Annotated in this window: 17 protein-coding genes; 9 read left to right on the top strand and 8 right to left on the bottom strand. The window is 64.8% G+C overall.

All coding sequences use genetic code 11. The features are described from left to right. Nucleotides 1-798: porin (locus KBI52_RS10585; RefSeq protein WP_210807268.1), on the top strand; the 798-nt coding region annotated here is incomplete at its 5' end. Nucleotides 799-1,003: 205 nt separating this feature from the next. Here the strand turns inward: KBI52_RS10585 and KBI52_RS10580 are convergent. Both KBI52_RS10580 and KBI52_RS10575 read right to left on the bottom strand, forming a co-directional pair. Then, complete coding sequence (locus KBI52_RS10580; protein WP_247654320.1) at nt 1,004-1,921, bottom strand: alpha/beta fold hydrolase; 918 nt, start codon at nt 1,919-1,921, stop codon at nt 1,004-1,006. Nucleotides 1,922-1,930: 9 nt separating this feature from the next. Next, nucleotides 1,931-3,970 (bottom strand): lytic transglycosylase domain-containing protein, encoded by a 2,040-nt coding sequence (locus KBI52_RS10575; protein WP_210807266.1) that lies wholly within the window; start codon nt 3,968-3,970, stop codon nt 1,931-1,933. Nucleotides 3,971-4,176: 206 nt separating this feature from the next. Between KBI52_RS10575 and dapA the strand changes: the two genes are divergently transcribed. The 3 genes from dapA to KBI52_RS10560 all read left to right on the top strand — a co-directional run bounded on the left by dapA (nt 4,177) and on the right by KBI52_RS10560 (nt 6,208). After that, nucleotides 4,177-5,061, top strand: coding sequence for a 4-hydroxy-tetrahydrodipicolinate synthase (gene dapA, locus KBI52_RS10570; RefSeq protein ID WP_173946416.1), 885 nt, complete (start codon nt 4,177-4,179; stop codon nt 5,059-5,061). Nucleotides 5,062-5,070: 9 nt separating this feature from the next. After that, a complete protein-coding gene (gene smpB, locus KBI52_RS10565) occupies nt 5,071-5,544 on the top strand; it encodes an SsrA-binding protein SmpB (protein ID WP_210807264.1) in 474 nt (157 codons plus the stop codon). A 133-nt stretch (nt 5,545-5,677) separates the two neighbouring features. After that, a complete protein-coding gene (locus tag KBI52_RS10560) occupies nt 5,678-6,208 on the top strand; it encodes a glycine cleavage system protein R (protein ID WP_210807262.1) in 531 nt (176 codons plus the stop codon). 55 nt (nt 6,209-6,263) lie between these two features. Here the strand turns inward: KBI52_RS10560 and KBI52_RS10555 are convergent, their stop codons facing one another. The 6 genes from KBI52_RS10555 to rpoZ form a co-directional block, all read right to left on the bottom strand. Next, nucleotides 6,264-6,908: an NYN domain-containing protein gene (locus tag KBI52_RS10555; protein ID WP_173946419.1), complete on the bottom strand. Its 645-nt coding sequence runs from the start codon at nt 6,906-6,908 to the stop codon at nt 6,264-6,266. Nucleotides 6,909-7,150: 242 nt separating this feature from the next. Then, entirely contained in the window at nt 7,151-7,735 is a 585-nt protein-coding gene (gene pyrE / locus KBI52_RS10550) for an orotate phosphoribosyltransferase (protein ID WP_210807260.1), read from the bottom strand. Nucleotides 7,736-7,801: 66 nt separating this feature from the next. Then, on the bottom strand, nt 7,802-8,509 hold the full coding sequence (locus KBI52_RS10545; RefSeq protein WP_173946421.1) for an HAD family hydrolase: 708 nt from the start codon (nt 8,507-8,509) through the stop codon (nt 7,802-7,804). Nucleotides 8,510-8,551: 42 nt separating this feature from the next. Continuing rightward, nucleotides 8,552-9,244 (bottom strand): gamma-glutamyl-gamma-aminobutyrate hydrolase family protein, encoded by a 693-nt coding sequence (locus KBI52_RS10540; protein WP_210807258.1) that lies wholly within the window; start codon nt 9,242-9,244, stop codon nt 8,552-8,554. Between the two features lie 5 nt (nt 9,245-9,249). Continuing rightward, on the bottom strand, nt 9,250-11,415 hold the full coding sequence (locus KBI52_RS10535; RefSeq protein ID WP_173946423.1) for a bifunctional (p)ppGpp synthetase/guanosine-3',5'-bis(diphosphate) 3'-pyrophosphohydrolase: 2,166 nt from the start codon (nt 11,413-11,415) through the stop codon (nt 9,250-9,252). A gap of 183 nt (nt 11,416-11,598) precedes the next feature. Next, nucleotides 11,599-12,006, bottom strand: a complete 408-nt coding sequence (gene rpoZ, locus KBI52_RS10530) for a DNA-directed RNA polymerase subunit omega (protein WP_173946424.1) — start codon at nt 12,004-12,006, stop codon at nt 11,599-11,601. Nucleotides 12,007-12,413: 407 nt separating this feature from the next. On the opposite strand from rpoZ, the gene fabD reads away from it, so the two are divergent. The 5 genes from fabD (at nt 12,414) to mltG (ending at nt 17,371) form a co-directional block, all read left to right on the top strand. Beyond that, a complete protein-coding gene (fabD, locus tag KBI52_RS10525; RefSeq protein WP_173946425.1) occupies nt 12,414-13,361 on the top strand; it encodes an ACP S-malonyltransferase in 948 nt (315 codons plus the stop codon). A 12-nt stretch (nt 13,362-13,373) separates the two neighbouring features. After that, a complete protein-coding gene (fabG, locus tag KBI52_RS10520) occupies nt 13,374-14,111 on the top strand; it encodes a 3-oxoacyl-[acyl-carrier-protein] reductase (RefSeq protein ID WP_173946426.1) in 738 nt (245 codons plus the stop codon). A gap of 234 nt (nt 14,112-14,345) precedes the next feature. Further along, nucleotides 14,346-14,582 (top strand): acyl carrier protein, encoded by a 237-nt coding sequence (locus KBI52_RS10515; RefSeq protein WP_009764365.1) that lies wholly within the window; start codon nt 14,346-14,348, stop codon nt 14,580-14,582. Nucleotides 14,583-14,651: 69 nt separating this feature from the next. Next, nucleotides 14,652-15,914 carry a beta-ketoacyl-ACP synthase II gene (gene fabF, locus KBI52_RS10510; protein WP_210807256.1) on the top strand — a complete coding sequence of 421 codons (1,263 nt, stop codon included), beginning with the start codon at nt 14,652-14,654 and terminating at the stop codon, nt 15,912-15,914. Nucleotides 15,915-16,009: 95 nt separating this feature from the next. Next, nucleotides 16,010-17,371, top strand: a complete 1,362-nt coding sequence (mltG, locus tag KBI52_RS10505) for an endolytic transglycosylase MltG (protein ID WP_210807254.1) — start codon at nt 16,010-16,012, stop codon at nt 17,369-17,371. Nucleotides 17,372-17,596: the final 225 nt, after the last annotated feature.

Genomic DNA, 17,596 nt, shown 5'->3' with positions numbered 1-17,596 from the left:
GCTCCGACCGTGAACGCCCTGGCCTACACCTTCTCGTTCGGCAACGGCTTCTCGGCCACGCTGGCTCTTGAAGAAGGCCGCTTCGCTCCGGCTGCTGACGGCGTCATCATCAACGGCCCTCTCGTGGCTGGTGTTGACATCTCGGCCGGCCAGCGCGCTCCCGACCTCGTCGCCAACCTGAAGTACGCTGGCACCTGGGGTTCGTTCCAGGTCTCCGGTGCGGCTCACCAGATCCGCAGCAACGTCCTGACGGCCGCCTACGGCCCGATCCTCGAGGGCACGATCCCGGACACCGAGTACGGCTATGCCGTGACGGCTCAGGGCTCGATCAACCTGCCGATGCTGGCTGCTGGCGACGCCCTCTGGCTCGCTGCCACCTATGCTAACGGCGCTCTCGCCTACCTCGGCGCTGGCAGCAACATCACGGTCAGCAACGTGACGGGCCGCGTGGTTGATGCCTACATCGGCCTCGATGGCGACATCGAGACGGGTGAAGGCTGGTCGATCGCCGGTGGTCTGCGTCACTACTGGACCCCGACCATCCGTCAGAACGTCTTCGGTTCGTATGCTCGCATCGAGTACGGCAACCAGGTTCAGGCTCTGACCGGCTTCGACTTCGACTTCAACGAGTGGCGCCTCGGCACCAACGTGATCTGGTCGCCGGTGGCTGGCCTCGACATCGGTGTTGAGGTTCTCTACGCCAACGTCGATACCAACAACCCGCAGTTCGTCGATGGTCGCCTGCGCGACAGCGGCGACTCCTGGGAAGGCCGCCTGCGCGTTCAGCGCGACTTCTAATCGGCTCGGCCTGATTGGATAGGAGAACCCCGGTGGCGACACCGGGGTTTTTCTTTTGCCGCGCCGCGAGACGAGATCCCGCGCAAAGCTTCAGGCGATGACGGCGAGGAGCTCCTTGGCGAACTCTCCGATCAGGAAAACCCAGCCGGATGACGCGGCTGAACCGGGAGCCGACCAGATCGATCAGGGGAGACGATGCCGGCCCTCAGTCCCTGATCGCCGTCCCGGCGATGAAATCCCTGACGATCTGCAGGAGGTCGCCATCGAGCGAAGGTGCATGGCCCTGGTCGGGCACGGTGACGGCGATGAGGCGAGGATGCTGCTCCTGCATCGCCTGCAGGGTCGCGGCCGTCAGCAGATCGGAGTTGGCGCCCCGGATCGCCAGAATGGAGAATGGCTTCAGGGCTTCGAACAGGGGCCACAGATCCGCCAGGGGCGCGTCGAGATCGAGGCCTTCGAGCGTCTTCATGAGATTGGGGTCATAGGCGAGACGGAGGCCGTCCTCGCTCTCACGCCAGGTTCCCTGCGCCAGCTTTCTCCATTGCTCCTCCGTGTAGCGGGGAAACTGGCTCGCCGACCTCTGCCGTAGCATGTCGGCAGCCTCCTGCATGGTTCGCGGGGTAGGGAGCCGACCGACATAGCTGCGGATCCGCTTCAACCCGTCGGGTTCAAGAACCGGACCGATGTCGTTCAGGACCACTCCGGCGATCAGTTCCGGTCGGACGGCGCTCAGGGCCATGGTGATCAGGCCGCCACGGGAGGTCCCGACGACGAATGCCTTGTCGATTCCGGCGGCAGCCAGAACCTGCAGGGTGTCGCTGAGTTCGATCTTGATGTCGTAGTTGCGCCAGTCGTCGTCCCAATCGGAGCGCCCGCGGCCCCGGTAATCCAGGGACAGGACGCGGCGCGGACGGGAGCCGTCGATGCTGAGGGCGCAGGCGAGGTCGTGGAAATCCTCGGACGTTCTGGCGAGTCCGGGCAGGCAGACGACCGGGACTTCATCGCCTGCCTGCGGACCATAGTCACGGGCGTAAAGCCGCTTTCCGTCGGCGGCCGTTACGAAAAGGTCGCGATAGGAGCAGTTCATGGTGGTCCGATCATGCCCCGCAGCGCGGAACGGCATCCTGGCTCTTCAATTGGTGCTTGTCGCATCCGCCGTTGCCGGGATCGCCGGGATCGGCTTGTCGTTCAGCCGTTGCCGGTAGACGCGCAGGTTCTCCAGCACCCGTTGCACGTAGTTGCGGGTCTCGTAGAACGGAATGCGCTCGACCCAGTCGACCTCGTCCACGTCCGGCTTGCGCGGGTCACCGTAGGTCCTGACCCATTTGATCACGTTGCCGCCCCCCGCATTGTAGGAAGCGAACGCAAGGATGTAGGAGCCCTTCCAGTCCTCCATCAACTCGCCGAGATGGGCCGATCCGATCTTGGCATTGTAGGACGGGTCCTCGATCAACCGCTTCAGATCGAATCCGACGCCGAACCGCTGGGCCGTGCGCTTCGCGGTCGCGGGCATGAGCTGCATCAGGCCACGCGCACCGGCGCTCGAAACAGCGCGCGGGTTGAAGGCGCTCTCCTGACGGGCGATGGCGTACACCATGGCCGGCTCGACTTCGTCGCCGACAGGCTGAAAATCGGGAATGGCGGCGAGCGGATAGGCATGCTGATCGAGGGGAAAACCCCGTTGCAGGGCCGTCTTGCCAATGGCGAGCACCGCGCGCGGATTCTGCTGGGCGGTGGCGAGACCCGCCAGGGCATCGAGCTGCCCCGGATCGGTCAGAGTCTGGGCCAGGTCGGTGTAGAGGCTCAGGGCAAGATCCTGCTCGCCGATCTGCTGCAGCAGCTTTACCGCCTGGACCGGGACGAGCGCGTCGAACGCCGCACGTTCCTCCTCGGACAGAGGATCGACTTTGCGCAGCGTGATGGCCTGCCCGAGCTTCATCTGGGCGAGTTGCCCGTAATAGGTCGTCGGCTGGTCGGCCGCCCGCTCGTAGTAGATCTTGGCGTCCTGCCCCTGGCCGGCAGCCTCCGCTGCGCGCCCCTGCCAATAGGCGATGCGCGAGATGGAAATCGGTGTCGAGGCGGTTTTGGCCACGGCGGCGAAGTGCCTGGAAGCCGTTGCCGGGTCGTTCAGGAAACGCAGCGCAATCCATCCCGCATGGAATTCGGCCTCGATCTGCTGCGCGGGCGATTCAGCGGCATGATGGCTCGCCACCTCATAGGCGGTCTTCGGGTCGCCCTTGTCGAGCAGGGCGCGGGTGATCAGGCGCTGCTCGGCCCACCATTCATCGCCGTCGACACGCAGCTCCGGATCTTGCGGCGCCTGCATGATGATCGCAGCGGCCTCGGTCAGATTGTTGCTTCGACGCTGGAGCAGGGCCTTGGAGAACAGGTAGGAGGGATCGCCGCGCAGGGAGGACGGGACGGCCGTGAAGGCTTTCTCCGCCTTCTTCTTGCCCTGGAACACCGCCATGCGGGCCTTGACGAGCAACTCGTAGTCCTTGCCTGCGAGCGCTGCCGCACGCTGGGCGCCGCCCCAGTTCTCCTTGAGAAGGAGCCGCTCCATGCGGAAGCGATGATCGGCTTTCACGAGGACGTCGGGGAACCGGTCGAGGATGCGCCGCTCCGTGTCCGACCCGAAGGTATCCTCCCGCCAGGCGTGGCGAATCTTCTCGTTCGCCTCCTGGACGAGGCCGTCCGCCTGGAATGCGAAGGCGAGCGCGACCCGGCCGGCCGGCGTGCCCGGCGGCTGCTTGGCGAAGAAGGCCCGAACCTGGAACGGGGGCCTGCGCTCGGCCAGCAGGGCATCCTCGCTTCTTCTCCGGAGCTGGCTGGTGATCGGCCACTGCGGATGGTCCTTTTGGAAGGTGAGCATGCGGTCGAGACCCATGCTGAAACCGCTTCGGATCGCGAACCATTCAACCACGGCCTGGGAGGCCGGCTGGGACAACTTGGTCTTAAGGATCTGAGCCTCGGTCAGATCGTTGTTCCGGTAAGCCTTGAAGATCTCCGGCAGGTGATCCAGGTCACCCGGCACCGGCGCGCTCGGCACGAAGTTTTCCAGAGTGGCGGGCTGTGCCGGAACCGGCGTGCCGGGAATGGGTTCGGCGTGAACGGAGAGGACGACGAATGGGACAAGCGCGACGGATGTCACCAGACCGAGGAGAGGACGCATGTTGAGGCTCACCCGCTAACCCCTTGCTGCCGCCTTTTATCTTATTGTGACGACGTTTCTCTTGAGGAAACACTAAGAGCCGAGCTAGGACAACTCCCTGAACGAACGTTTGCGCGCATGCGCCGCACCCCCTATGTGTAAAACCCAACTTTCCATGTGTACCTTGGCCCAAGAGAAGGCCCGGCGCGATCATCGAGGATGACCCCATGACCCACTTCAAAGGCTCCATCACGGCTCTGGTGACACCCTTCAAGGACGGGGCCGTGGATGAGGGGGCATTCCGGTCCTTCATCAACTGGCAGATCCAGGAAGGCACGAGCGGCCTCGTGCCTGTGGGCACGACGGGCGAGAGCCCCACGCTCAGCCACAAGGAGCACGAGCGGGTGGTCGAAATCTGCGTCGAGGAGGCGAAGAGCAGGGTGCCTGTGATCGCCGGGGCCGGCTCCAACAGCACCGCGGAGGCCGTGGCCTTCGCCAAGCATGCGGAGAAGGTCGGCGCCGACGCCGTCCTGGTCGTGACGCCCTATTACAACAAGCCCACGCAGGAGGGCCTCTACCAGCACTTCAAAGCCGTCAACGACGCCATCGGCATCCCGATCATCATCTACAACATCCCGGGACGGTCGATCATCGACATGGCGGTCGACACGATGGCGAGGCTTTACGAGCTCAAGAACATCGCCGGCGTGAAGGACGCGACCGCCAACATGGCGCGGGCGAGCCTGCAGCGGCAGGTCCTGGGGCCGGACTTCATCCAGCTCTCCGGCGAGGATGCGACCGCCCTCGGCTTCATGGCTCATGGTGGCCACGGCTGCATCTCGGTTACGTCCAACGCGGCGCCCCGGCTCTGCGCCGAGATGCAGAGCGCCTGCCTGAAGGGCGACTACGCGTCGGCCCTGAAGGTCCAGGACCGGCTCATGCCCCTACATACCAGCCTGTTCGTCGAGACGAACCCGACGCCCGTGAAATATGCCGCGTCCCTGCTCGGACTCATGGAGGATACAGTGCGGCTGCCGCTGGTGCCCGCGTCCGAGGGGGCGAAGCAGGCCGTTCGCTCGGCCATGGTCCATGCGGGCCTGATCAACGCTTAAAGCGAGCTCATGTCCAAAGATCCAAAGACTGCCAACCGCGTCGTCGCCGACAACAGGAAGGCGCGGTTCAGTTACGAGATCCTCGATACCTACGAGGCCGGAATCGCGCTGACCGGCACGGAGGTGAAATCCCTGCGTCAGGGCAAGGCTACCATCGGGGAGGCCTATGCCGGACCGTCGGGCGAAGAGTTCTTCCTCTTCAACGCCTACATCCCGGAATACCTCCAGGCGAACCGCTTCAATCACGAGACCAAGCGTCCCCGCCGGCTGCTCCTGCACAAGCGCCAGATCGACAAGCTGATCGGCGCCACCCAGCGCGAGGGGTTCACGGTGATCCCGCTCAAGATCTATTTCAACGATCGCGGACGGGCGAAGGTGGAGCTCGGCCTCGGGCGGGGCAAGAAGCTGCACGACAAGCGCGAGACGGAGAAGGAACGGTCCTGGAACCGCGAGAAGGCCCGTCTCATGCGCGAGAAGGGCTGACGGATCTTCCTTGCGCGTAGCGCATCGTGCGGTGACGTGGACCCGGTCGTTCGCGATCAACGATGCGCCGCTCAAGGATTGAGCATCGGACCCGATGCTCTAACTGTCCCATCGAGTGCCTGGGAGGAAAGACATGGCGTCCGTCGCTCTGGTGTCGGTTCTCGGCCCCGATCGGGTTGGCCTCGTTGCGGCCATCGCCGAGCATCTGTTCGATGTTGGCGTAAACCTGAGAGACACGACCTTCGCGGCGCTGGGTTCAGGGGCCGAATTCGTCGCGATCTGCGAGCTTCCGGGGGCGCTGACCGCGGGCGAAATCGAGGCCGGCCTGAAGCGGCTTGCCGAACTCGAGGGAGCGGAGATCCGGGCGGTCCCCTATGCATTCGACCCAAGTCCCGGTCCCGCCGGCAGCATCACCCACCGCATCGCCATCAGTGGCGGCGACCAGCTCGGCCTCGTGGCGCGCCTGTCGGAGGTCTTCACGCAATACGAGGCCAATATCGTGCGCCTCGAAGCGCGCAAGCTGCCAGAGAGCGAGGGCGGCCTCTACGTCACCCGCTTCGCCGTCTCGATCCCGGCGGAACGGACCGATCCGTGCCTGGCGACGGTCGGCAATACGGCCGGAGCGCTCGGCTTGAGCTGCAGGGTCGAAGAGAGTTCACTCTGAAACGGCAAATGGCCGGGACGGCCCGGCCATGCTGCATCGCCCGTGAAAGCGGCCGTCAGACGTCGAGATCGTCGTCCTGCGGCTGGCGAATGCCGTAGCGGCTCTCGAGGGCGCCGTTGCGCGGCTGCGGGCGCACGCGTTCGCCGTTCTCGTTCCCCGAACGTTGCGGACGGTCGGAGGGATCGCGTCCGATGCGGGAGGCAAGCTGCGACAGGTCGAGGAACTCGTCGGCCTGGCGACGCAGTTCGTCCGCGACCATCGGAGGCTGGGTCGTCACCGTGGAGACCACGGAGACGCGCACGCCGCGGCGCTGCATGGCCTCGACCAGCGACCGGAAATCCCCGTCGCCGGAGAACAGGACCATGTGGTCGATGTAAGGGGAGAGCTCAAGCGCGTCGATGGCAAGCTCGATGTCCATATTGCCTTTCACCTTGCGGCGGCCGGCGGAATCCACGAACTCCTTGGTGGGCTTCGTCACCACCCGGTAGCCATTGTAATCGAGCCAGTCGATCAGGGGGCGGATGGAAGAATATTCCTGATCTTCTACAAGCGCCGTATAGTAGAATGCTCTGACCAGCATGCCCCGGCTCTGAAATTCCTTCAGCAGGCGCTTGTAATCGATATCGAAGCCAAGGGTTTTGGTGGTAGCGTATAGGTTGGCGCCATCAATGAAGAGAGCGATCCGCTGCTGGCCTGACATAAGTATTCTCTATTCGTGTCTGCCGGAGCGGCATAACAACCTGTATTGTTCAAGCGGCATCTATTATTTACGCTGGCAATGGAATTGCGCGAAAAAATCCCGACGCGCCTTGAAACCGGCTGCTATTAACCCTTCGGACGAGTAAAAACGACAAAGCAAAATACTTAATGGCGTGTAAATTCCAAGAGTCAAGTTGGCGGAACCAAGGCAGTCAAGTCTTTGTGTGACAAATAAACAGCTATCTATGATTTCAGGCTGCGGCTGCCCGGTTTGACAGCCGGAAGAGCTGCCAGTTCGGCCGGGAGCTGGTCCGGCGGATAGGCCGGAATATCGAGCTGGACCAGGGACACCAGAGGCACGCCGAGGTCGGCCTTGCCGCCGGAACGGTCGATCAGGCAGGCCGCGCCGAGAATCGTCCCAGGATGCTCCCGCAGGGCCGCCAGGCATTCCCTAGAGGAAAGTCCAGTCGTGACGATGTCTTCGACCATGACGACCCGTGCGCCTTCCGGAATCGTGAAGCCGCGCCGCAGGACGAAGTCCCCGTTCTCCCGCTCGACGAAGATCGCCTTGGCGCCCAGGTGCCGGGCCGTCTCATAGCCCGGAACGATGCCGCCCACGGCCGGCGAGACGACGTAATCGACCGACCCGAAGGTGTCCTTGATCTTATCGGCCAGCGCGCGGCAGACCCGCTCTGTCCTGGCCGGATCCTGGAACACGAACATCTTCTGCAGGAAGACCGGGCTGTGCAGCCCCGACGAGAGAATGAAGTGCCCTTCCAACAGCGCACCGGCGGAGCGGAATTCGTCGAGAACGTCGTTCTGGGTCATGGCTTCGGTCTCCTCGACGGCTGTTTGGCAGGCAGGCCGGCGCGAGGCAAGGGGAAACAGGCAGCCCTATCGCGAAGAGCGGGCGATCCCGGCGAGCCACCCGGGCAGGTCCGCGAGCGACGGCAACTCGGCGAACCGGGGATGAGCCGTCGGGAGCGGAGCGTCCTCGTGGGCCCAGACGAGGTGATAGGGGATGAGGGCCGCATAGCTGCCGGCCTCAAGCGCGGGCAGAACATCCGATCGCACGGAGTTGCCCGCCATGGCCGCATGGTCCGGACCGGCGCCATGGCGGGAGAAGATACGCGCGTAGGTCTCGGCCTTCTTCTCGCTGACGATCTCGACGCCCGAGAAGAAGCTGCCGAGCCCCGATGCGGCGAGCTTCGATTCCTGGTGGAAGAGGTCCCCCTTGGTGATCAGGATCAGCTTGTATTGCGCGGAGAGTTCCTCCAGGGCCTCGCGGACGCCCGGGAAGGGATCGACGGGATGCCTCAGCATCTCCCGTCCGGCCGACAGGATCTCGGTGAGGACGCGACTGGACACCTGGCCGTCGCTGACCGAAAGCGCTGTCTCGAGCATCGAGAGCGTGAAGCCCTTTGCGCCATAGCCGTAGAGACCGAGATTGCGCCTCTCCGTCGCCTCGACCTCGGCTTCGAGCGTCTCCGCATCGACGAAATCGGCAAGGAGTTCGTTGAAGCGCTGGCGCGTCATCCGATAGAAGGTTTCGTTGTGCCAGAGGGTGTCGTCGGCATCGAGGCCTAGGAGCGAGATGGGCATGGGGAAGCTCGTTCGCGCGTATGACGGGGTGTTCCAGCGCCGCTATCGGGTGGCGTGCACGAAAGCTTCGAAGAGCCTGTTGCCCGGATGGTCCTGCGCGGCGAACAGCTCCTGATGCCATTGGACCCCGATGGCGAAGCGACGATCGGGGATCTCGATGGCTTCGATGATCCCATCCTCCGCGCGGGCGCTGGCGACGGTCCGGTCGGACAGGGTCACCACGGCTTCGCGGTGAAAGGTGTTCACCGTGAGTTCGGTCTGCCCGACGATGCGCGAGAGCAGGGTGCCTCGCTCGATCGCCACCTTGTGGACGGTTCCGCGTCGGTCGTGATCCATGATGTCGGGTCCGAGCGTCCGCAGGTCCGGCGACAGGCGGCATCCGTGCAGGGCCGCGAGAACCTGCATGCCGTTGCAGATGCCCAGAGCCGGCTTGTCGCGCTCCAGGAAGCCGCGCATCAGGGCGATCTCGACATCCAGCCGCTCCGACCGGGGAGACTTGGAGACCTGCCCGTCGACGAACCATGAATCGGGGAAGGCGAAGCGGCCGCCCACGCTGAGGAAGCCGTCGAACCCGTCGATCACCGGCTCGATCATCTCCGGAACATAGGGGATGCCGAAGGGCAGCCCGCCGGCGCGCTGGATCGCCACGAAATACGCTTTCGTCATGTCGTAGCGCGTGCCGTCGACGCTGGTGTTCTCGTCCATGATGATGGCAATGCGGGGCAGGTGCGGCATGGCGGTCAGCCCGTGATGCGGTCGACGCGGCTCACCACGCGCTTGGCGCGCAGCTCCGCGATGATGGCGTTGAGGTGCTTCAGGTCCCAGACCGTCAGGTCGATGGTCATGTCGGTGAAGTCCTGGGTGCGCCGCTTCATGGAGACGTTGTCGATGTTGCCGTCATGATCGGCGATCACCTGGGTGATCTGCGCGAGCGATCCGGGCTCGTTGATCGACTGCAGCTTGATGCGCGCCGGGAAGCGCTGCGTCGAACCCGATTCCAGGTCCCAGCGCACGTCGATCCAGCGGTCGGGCTCGTTGTCGAAGGCCGCCAGCGACGGGGACTGGATCGGGTAGATCGTCACCCCCTGGCCGGCGGTCAGGATGCCGACGATGCGGTCCCCCGGAACGGCGCCGCCTTCCTGGGCGAAGCGGATCGGCATGTCCTTGTTGAGGCCGCGGATCGGAATGCCGCCGGGATGCTCGCTTCCGGCCTTCTTGCCCGCACCGTCGGGCTGGCTGCGGCCGTCCGCTCCGGCGCGGCGCTCGTCCAGGTAGTCGGGATAGACGGCCCGCACCACGTCGCCGGAGAACATCTCGCCGCGGCCCACGGCCGCCAGCACGTCCTCGACGGAGACCCGCGCCAACCGGGGCAGGGCGCCCTTCAGCTTCTCGTCGGAGAAGGGCCGGCCGGCCCGCTCGAAGGCGCGTTCCAGGATCTGGTGGCCAAGGCCGGTATATTGCCGGCGCACGGCCGCACGGGTGGCCCGGCGGATCGACGCGCGCGCCTTGCCGGTGACCACGAGCGATTCCCAGGCCGCCGGGGGCGTCTGGCCCTCGGCGCGGACGATCTCCACCTCGTCGCCGTTCTGCAGCTCCGTCAGGAGCGGCGACATGCGGCCGTTGATCTTGCAGCCCACCGCCGTGTTGCCGACGTCAGTATGCACCGCATAGGCGAAGTCGATGGGGGTCGCGCCGCGCGGCAGCGCGATCAGGCGCCCCTTGGGCGTGAAGCAGAAGACCTGGTCGTGGAACAGCTCGAGCTTGGTGTGCTCGAGGAACTCCTCCGGATTGTCGCCCTCGGCCAGGAGGTCGATGGTCCGGCGCAGCCATTGATAGGCCCGGCTCTCTGTGGCGAGGCGCGAGTCGCCGTTGACGCCTTCCTTGTAGAGGGCGTGGGCGGCGATGCCGTATTCCGCGACCTCGTCCATGTCCTCGGTGCGGATCTGCAGCTCGACGCGCTGGCTGCCGGGCCCGATCACCGTGGTGTGGATCGACCGGTAGTCGTTCTGCTTCGGAGTCGAGATGTAGTCCTTGTACCGCCCCGGCACCATTGGCCAGCTCGTATGGACGACTCCGAGCGCCCGGTAGCATTCGTCGATGGTGTTCACGATGATCCGGAAGGCGAAGATATCGGACAATTGCTCGAAGGAGACGGATTTGCGCTCCATCTTGCGCCAGATGGAATAGGGCCGCTTCTGCCGGCCCGATACCGACGCCTCGATGCCCTGCGCGCGCAGCTTCGTCGTCAGGGTCCGTTCGATCTCGTCGACGAGCTTCTCGTTCTTGGCCGACAGCTCGTGGAGGTGGCGCTTAATGGCCTCGTAGGCTTCCGGATCGAGGTTCTGGAAGGACAGCTCCTCGAGCTCCTCGCGCATCTCCTGGATACCCATGCGACCGGCCAGGGGCGCATAGATGTCGAGGGTCTCCTCGGCGATGCGCTTGCGCTTGTCCGGCGGCATGAACTGCAGGGTGCGCATGTTGTGGAGGCGGTCGGCGAGCTTGACCAGCAGGACCCGCACGTCGTCGGCGATGGCCAGAAGAAGCTTGCGGAAGTTCTCGCCCTGGGCCGCCCGCTTCGACACGAGATCGAGCCGTTTGATCTTGGTCAGGCCGTCGACGAGCGCGCCGATCTGGGGGCCGAAGGTCTTGTTGATTTCCTCCAGGGTCGCCTGCGTGTCCTCGACGGTGTCGTGGAGAACCGCCGCCGCGATGGTCGCGTCGTCAAGCTTGAGGTCCGTGAGGATGGCTGCGACTTCGAGGGGATGGCCGAAGAACAGGTCGCCGGAAGCACGCTTCTGGTTGCCATGAGCCATCATGGCATAGATGTAAGCGCGGTTGAGAAGCGCCTCATTGGCCGAGGGGTTGTAGCGCTTGACCCGCTCGACGAGTTCATACTGGCGCATCATGCGGCCGCAATCTCCTTATGGCCCGTTATCTGGCTGAAATGACGAAGCTATCGAAGATATTGTACAACGTCTTCCAACCGCAAGCTGAATAGCTTGCCGCAGGCTGCCGATACGGAGCCCGGAACGGCCTGCCCACAAAAAAAGCCCGGCATCGAGCCGGGCTTTCGAGATTGGCTAAACCGATTATTCGCGGTCGTCGTCGTCCGCGCTGCTGCTCGGAGGCACGAGGCCTTCAAGGCCGCGGAGCAGGTCCTCTTCGCTCATGCGGTCGAACTGGATGTCCGCGTCGTTGTCGCTGCCGGTGGAGGGGGCGGCTGCCGTATTGCTGAGCATCGGGACGGCTTCGGCCTCCGGCTCGTCCACCTCGACGTATTTCTGCATCGAGTGAATGAGCTGCTCCTTCAGGTCGTCGGGAGCAATCGTCTCATCGGCGATCTCACGCAGGGCCACGACCGGGTTCTTGTCGCGGTCGCGGTCGATGGTGAGCGGGGAACCCGAGGAAATGAGGCGAGCCCGGTGGCTGGCCAGCAGAACGAGCTCAAACCGGTTGTCGACCTTGTCGATGCAGTCTTCGACGGTCACGCGAGCCATGCGGGGCTCCTTCTTCAGTCTTGAGAAATTCGGAAGGGGGACCGGATACACCGTTCGGCGCGAGAAAACAAGAGGAACCGTTCTCCGGCAGGGGCTTAACCGGTCGTGCATCTGCGCACGCCGGGTTCGCCATGGCATTGACACATTGTTTCAGGACGTGACGGGAAGCCAAAGGTGATCCTTGAAGGGATTGCGCAGGGTTATGAACCGGCTCGGGCGGCGTGTGAATCGGCTCCTGGCCAGGATGGGTGTCCAGAGGATGGGTTTCGACCGAAGCCTCCTGGTCGGGTGGCGGCGCCGTATCCGGTGAACAGGCCAAGCGCGTCCCGACGGGCCCTACGCCTTGACTCCTCGGCGTCCGGGTGCGAGTCCCGCGCGGATTCGATCAATTGAGGGTTTCGCTCCCGATGAAGCGCGCATTCATATTCCCCGGCCAGGGAAGCCAGGCCGTTGGCATGGGCAAGGCCCTGGCCGATGCCTTCCCTCAGGCCAAGGCGGTGTTCGACGAGGTCGACGAGGCTCTCTCCCAGAAGCTCTCCGCCATCATGTGGGAAGGCCCGGCCGAGGAGCTGACCCTCACTGCCAACACCCAGCCGGCCCTGATGGCCGTGAGCCTCGCCGCCATCCGGGTCCTGGAGGCCGAAGCCGGTCTCGACCTCAAGAGGCATGCCGCCTTCGTGGCCGGTCATTCGCTCGGCGAATACTCGGCTTTGGCCGCCGCCGGCAGCCTTTCCATCGCCGATACGGCCCGGCTGCTGCGGATCCGCGGCAATGCCATGCAGAGCGCCGTTCCGGTCGGGCAGGGCGCCATGGCGGCGCTTCTCGGGCTCGAATACGACGCGGCTCTCGAGGTGGCCCGAGAGGCCGCGCAGGGCGAGGTCTGCGATGCGGCCAACGACAATGGCGGCGCCCAGGTCGTCGTGTCGGGCCATAAGGCCGCCGTGGAACGGGCCGTGGCGATCGCCCAGACCAGGGGCGCCAAGCGCGCCGTGATGCTGACCGTGTCCGCCCCCTTCCATTGCGCCCTCATGCAGCCGGCGGCGGACGCCATGCGCGAGGCCCTGGGCGGCGTGACCGTCAATACCCCGGTCGTTCCGGTCGTGGCCAATGTGGAAGCTGCCGCCATCACCGATCCGGCCGCCATCCGCGACGCCCTGGTGCGCCAGGTCACAGGCACCGTCCGGTGGCGCGAGAGCGTGGCCTTCATGGCCGCTCAGGGTGTTGAATCATTTCATGAGGTCGGCTCCGGCAAGGTTCTGACCGGACTCGTGAAACGCATCGCGGCCGGCACCTCGGCCGCGGCCATCGGCACCCCTGAGGATGTCGCCGCCTTCAAAGCCTCCCTGAACGGATAAGAGGAGCCCTGCATGTTCGATCTCACCGGCCGCAAGGCTCTCGTCACCGGCGCCACGGGCGGCATCGGCGGCGCCATCGCCCGCGCCCTCCATGCCCAGGGCGCCACCGTGACCCTGTCCGGAACCCGACGGGCGGCCCTCGACGAACTGGCTTCGTCCCTGGGCGAGCGCGTCCATGTGGTCGAGGCGAACCTGTCGGACAAGGACTCGGTCGAGGCGCTCGTTCCGGCCGCCGAGACCGCCATGGAAGGGCTCGACATCCTGGTCAACAATGCGGGTGTGACCAAGGACAACCTGTTCATGCGCATGAAGGACGAGGAATGGGACACGGTGATCGCCGTGAACCTGACCGCATCCTTCCGCCTGTCGCGGGCGGCCGTGAAGGGCATGATGCGCCGCCGCTACGGACGTATCGTCAATATCGGCTCGGTCGTGGGCTCGACCGGCAATCCGGGGCAGGGCAACTATGCCGCCTCCAAGGCCGGCCTGATCGGCATGACCAAAGCCCTCGCGGCCGAGGTCGCCAGCCGCAACATCACCGTAAACCTCGTCGCCCCGGGCTTCATCGAGTCGCCCATGACGGACGTGCTCAACGAGAAGCAGCGCGAGGGAATTCTCGGAACCATTCCCATGGGGCGGCTCGGCCAGGGCGATGAAATCGCCTCGTCGGTCGTCTATCTCGCCTCCACCGAGGCCGCTTACGTGACGGGTCAGACCCTGCACGTGAATGGCGGAATGGCCATGTTCTAAAGGAACTTATCCTGCTTTCCGGAATCTGTTTGCAGGAGCCGTTCACCCCTCGCCAGACAGGATAAGCTTGTGTTAAGCATGATCCCGATCAGGTCAAAGGGGTTGACCGGCGCTTAAAAATGCGGCTTTGCACGGCGCAGGATGGCCGTTTCAGCGTTGTCAGCTGAACAGCTGATCTAAATTGATTTCTTAATCCGCCCAATTCCTGAGGCGGCAGCCACTGAGGAAAAAACGATGAGTGACGTCGCTGATCGCGTGAAGAAGATTGTTGTCGAGCACCTCGGCGTCGAAGCCGACAAGGTGACCGACAACGCCAACTTCATCGACGACCTGGGCGCCGACAGCCTGGACACGGTCGAACTGGTGATGGCTTTCGAGGAAGAGTTCAACGTCGAGATCCCGGACGACGCGGCTGAGACCATCGTGACGGTCGGCGACGCCATCCGGTTCCTCGAGAAGAACGCAGCCTAAGGGGCTGAAACAGGGCGTCGGATGACTCATTCGACGCCCGAATTTTATGAACCGATAGGGCAGGAATTCATGCGCCGGGTAGTCGTTACAGGTCTTGGCATGGTCACGCCGCTCGGCAGCGGGGTCGACGCCACATGGTCCCGCCTCGTCGAGGGTCAGAGCGGCGCCAATAAAATCACCGATTTCAAGGTCGACGATCTCGCCTGTCAGATCGCCTGCCAGATCCCCCGGGGCGACGGCTCCGCCGGCACGTTCAATGCCGACGAGTGGATGGAGCCCAAGGAGCAGCGGAAGGTCGATCCGTTCATCGTCTATGCGATGGCGGCCTCCACCATGGCCCTGCGCGACTCCGGCTGGGAGCCCACGTCGTACGAGGACCAGTGCGCGACCGGCGTGCTGATCGGCTCCGGCATCGGCGGCATCGGCGGCATCTACGAAGCCTCGGCGACCCTGATCGAGCGCGGCCCCCGCCGCATCTCGCCCTTCTTCATCCCCGGGCGCCTGATCAACCTGGCCGGCGGCTACGTGTCGATCGAGCACGGCCTGAAGGGTCCGAACCACGCCGTTGTGACGGCCTGCTCCACCGGCTCCCACGCCATCGGCGACGCGGCCCGCCTCATCGCCCTGGGCGACGCGGACGTGATGGTGGCCGGCGGCACGGAATCGCCCATCAACAGGCTCTCCATCGCGGGCTTCGCCGCCTGCCGAGCCCTGTCCACCAATTTCAACGACGATCCGACCCGTGCCTCGCGTCCCTATGACAAGGACCGCGACGGCTTCGTCATGGGCGAGGGCGCCGGGGTCGTGGTGCTGGAGGAATACGAGCACGCGAAGGCCCGCGGCGCCAAGATCTACGCCGAGGTCATCGGCTATGGCCTGTCGGGCGACGCCTACCACATCACCTCGCCGTCCGAGGACGGGGACGGAGCGTATCGCTGCATGGCCGCGGCCCTCAAGCGGGCCGGCATCGACGTCTCCGAGATCGACTACGTCAACGCGCACGGAACGTCGACGCCGCTGGGCGACGAGCTGGAGCTGAAGGCCGTCGAGCGCATCGTGGGCAACGCGGTCGGCAAGCTGTCCATGTCGTCCACCAAATCGGCGATCGGACACCTTCTGGGGGCGGCCGGCGCCGTCGAGGCGATCTTCTCGATCCTGGCCATGCGCGACGGCATCATTCCGCCGACCATCAACCTCGACAACCCGTCGGTGGAAACGGCGATCGACCTCGTGCCCAAGCAGGCCAAGCGCAAGGAGATCAATGTGGCCCTGTCGAACTCCTTCGGGTTCGGCGGGACTAACGCTTCGCTCATTCTTCGTCGCGTATCCTGAACCTGGCGACCGCCCGTTACGGCTTTTCGCCATAATCCCCGTTAGGGTGTCGGCGGACCGGCAGGACCGCCGGCCGATACCAGAAAAGCGGCGTAATGTTCGGACGAAAGAAAAAGCTCCTTCTCCCTCCCGTGGACGATTCCGACCACGGTGCGCAGCCTCGTCTGGCACCCCGCTCTCCGAATGAGGCCATCAAACCCTCCATGGCGCCGCCGCCGCCGCCGAGGCTCCGCCGCCGCCGCAGGGGGATGCTGTCGCTTCTGAGCGGCCTGCTGACCCTTCTCGTCGCGGTGGCGATCGCCGGCATCTTCGGCTTCTCCATGCTCCAGCACGAGGTGGCGGCTCCCGGGCCGCTGCAGAGCGACAAGGTCGTGGTCATTCCCCGCAACACCGGCACGGGCGAGATCGCCAGCATCCTCAAGGAGGAGGGCGTCATCGATCAGCCGCTCCTGTTCCAGGCCTATGCCCACATGAACCGGCAGCGCGGCCAGCTGAAGGCGGGCGAGTTCCAGTTCAAGGCCGGCACCAGCATCGAGGACGCCATCGACACCCTCATCCAGGGCAAGGCGATCCTGCATACGGTCACGGTTCCCGAAGGCCTGACGAGCGAGCAGATCGTCGCCCGCCTGTACGAGCACGAGATCCTCGCGGGCGATGTGATCGAGACCCCGCGCGAGGGCTCGCTCCTGCCCGATACCTACAAGTTCGAGCGCGGCACGACCCGTCAGCAGATCATCAACACGATGCAGACGGCCCAGCGCCAGGCCATCGAGCAGATCTGGCAGCGCCGCTCCAGCGAATTGCCGATCAAGTCGCCCCAGGAGCTCGTGATCCTCGCCTCCATCGTGGAGAAGGAAACGGGCCGGGCGGACGAGCGCACCCGCGTGGCGGGCGTCTTCATCAACCGCCTCATGAAGCGGATGAAGCTACAGTCCGATCCGACCATCGTGTACGGGCTGGTCGGCGGGAAGGGCACCCTCGGCCGCGGCATCCTGCGCAGCGAGATCGAGGCCGCCACACCCTACAACACCTATGTGGTCGAAGGCCTGCCGCCCGGTCCCATCGCCAATCCCGGCCGTGCCGCCCTCGAGGCCGTGGCCAACCCGTCGCGGACCAAGGATCTCTACTTCGTGGCCGACGGTTCGGGAGGCCATGCCTTCGCCGAAACATACGAGCAGCATCAGCGCAACGTGACGCGCTGGCGGCAGATCGAGAAGAGCCGTCCGGCTCCCGATGCGAACGATGTGGACCGGGTGGCGCCCGATGCCGGCGACCAGACGAGCCTTCCTGCAGGCGTGACGCCTGCCTTGCGCGGCACCGCGAATGCGCTGCCGACTTCTGGGGGGCGGCCAGGGCGCGGTTTCGACGCGAGCGAGGGGACCGACAAGGACCCGCTCAAGAACAAGACCTTCGATCTGAACAATCCGAAGAACGTTCCGCCTCTGCGTCAGCCGTGATGCTCTGCGGGCGGCATCCTATCGATAGTGTCCGGGACTTTCCTGCTGCAGCTTCAGCTTGAGGGTCCGGCCGGACCTTTATCAGCTTTGTCATCACCGGCCTTGTGCCAGTGATCCCGGTTGGAAGAGCGCCGCGCCTCACCGCATCGGGATGGCCGGGACGGGAAGGCTTCACGCTGTCATTGTGAAAGGCTCTCGCGAACGCCTCACGAAGAAATCGACTCT

Source organism: Microvirga sp. HBU67558 (assembly GCF_018069605.1).
Taxonomy (GTDB): Bacteria; Pseudomonadota; Alphaproteobacteria; order Rhizobiales; family Beijerinckiaceae; genus Microvirga; species Microvirga terrae.
The sequence above is the reverse complement of the archived record's forward strand: the minus strand, read 5'-3'. Positions and strand labels throughout refer to the sequence as shown.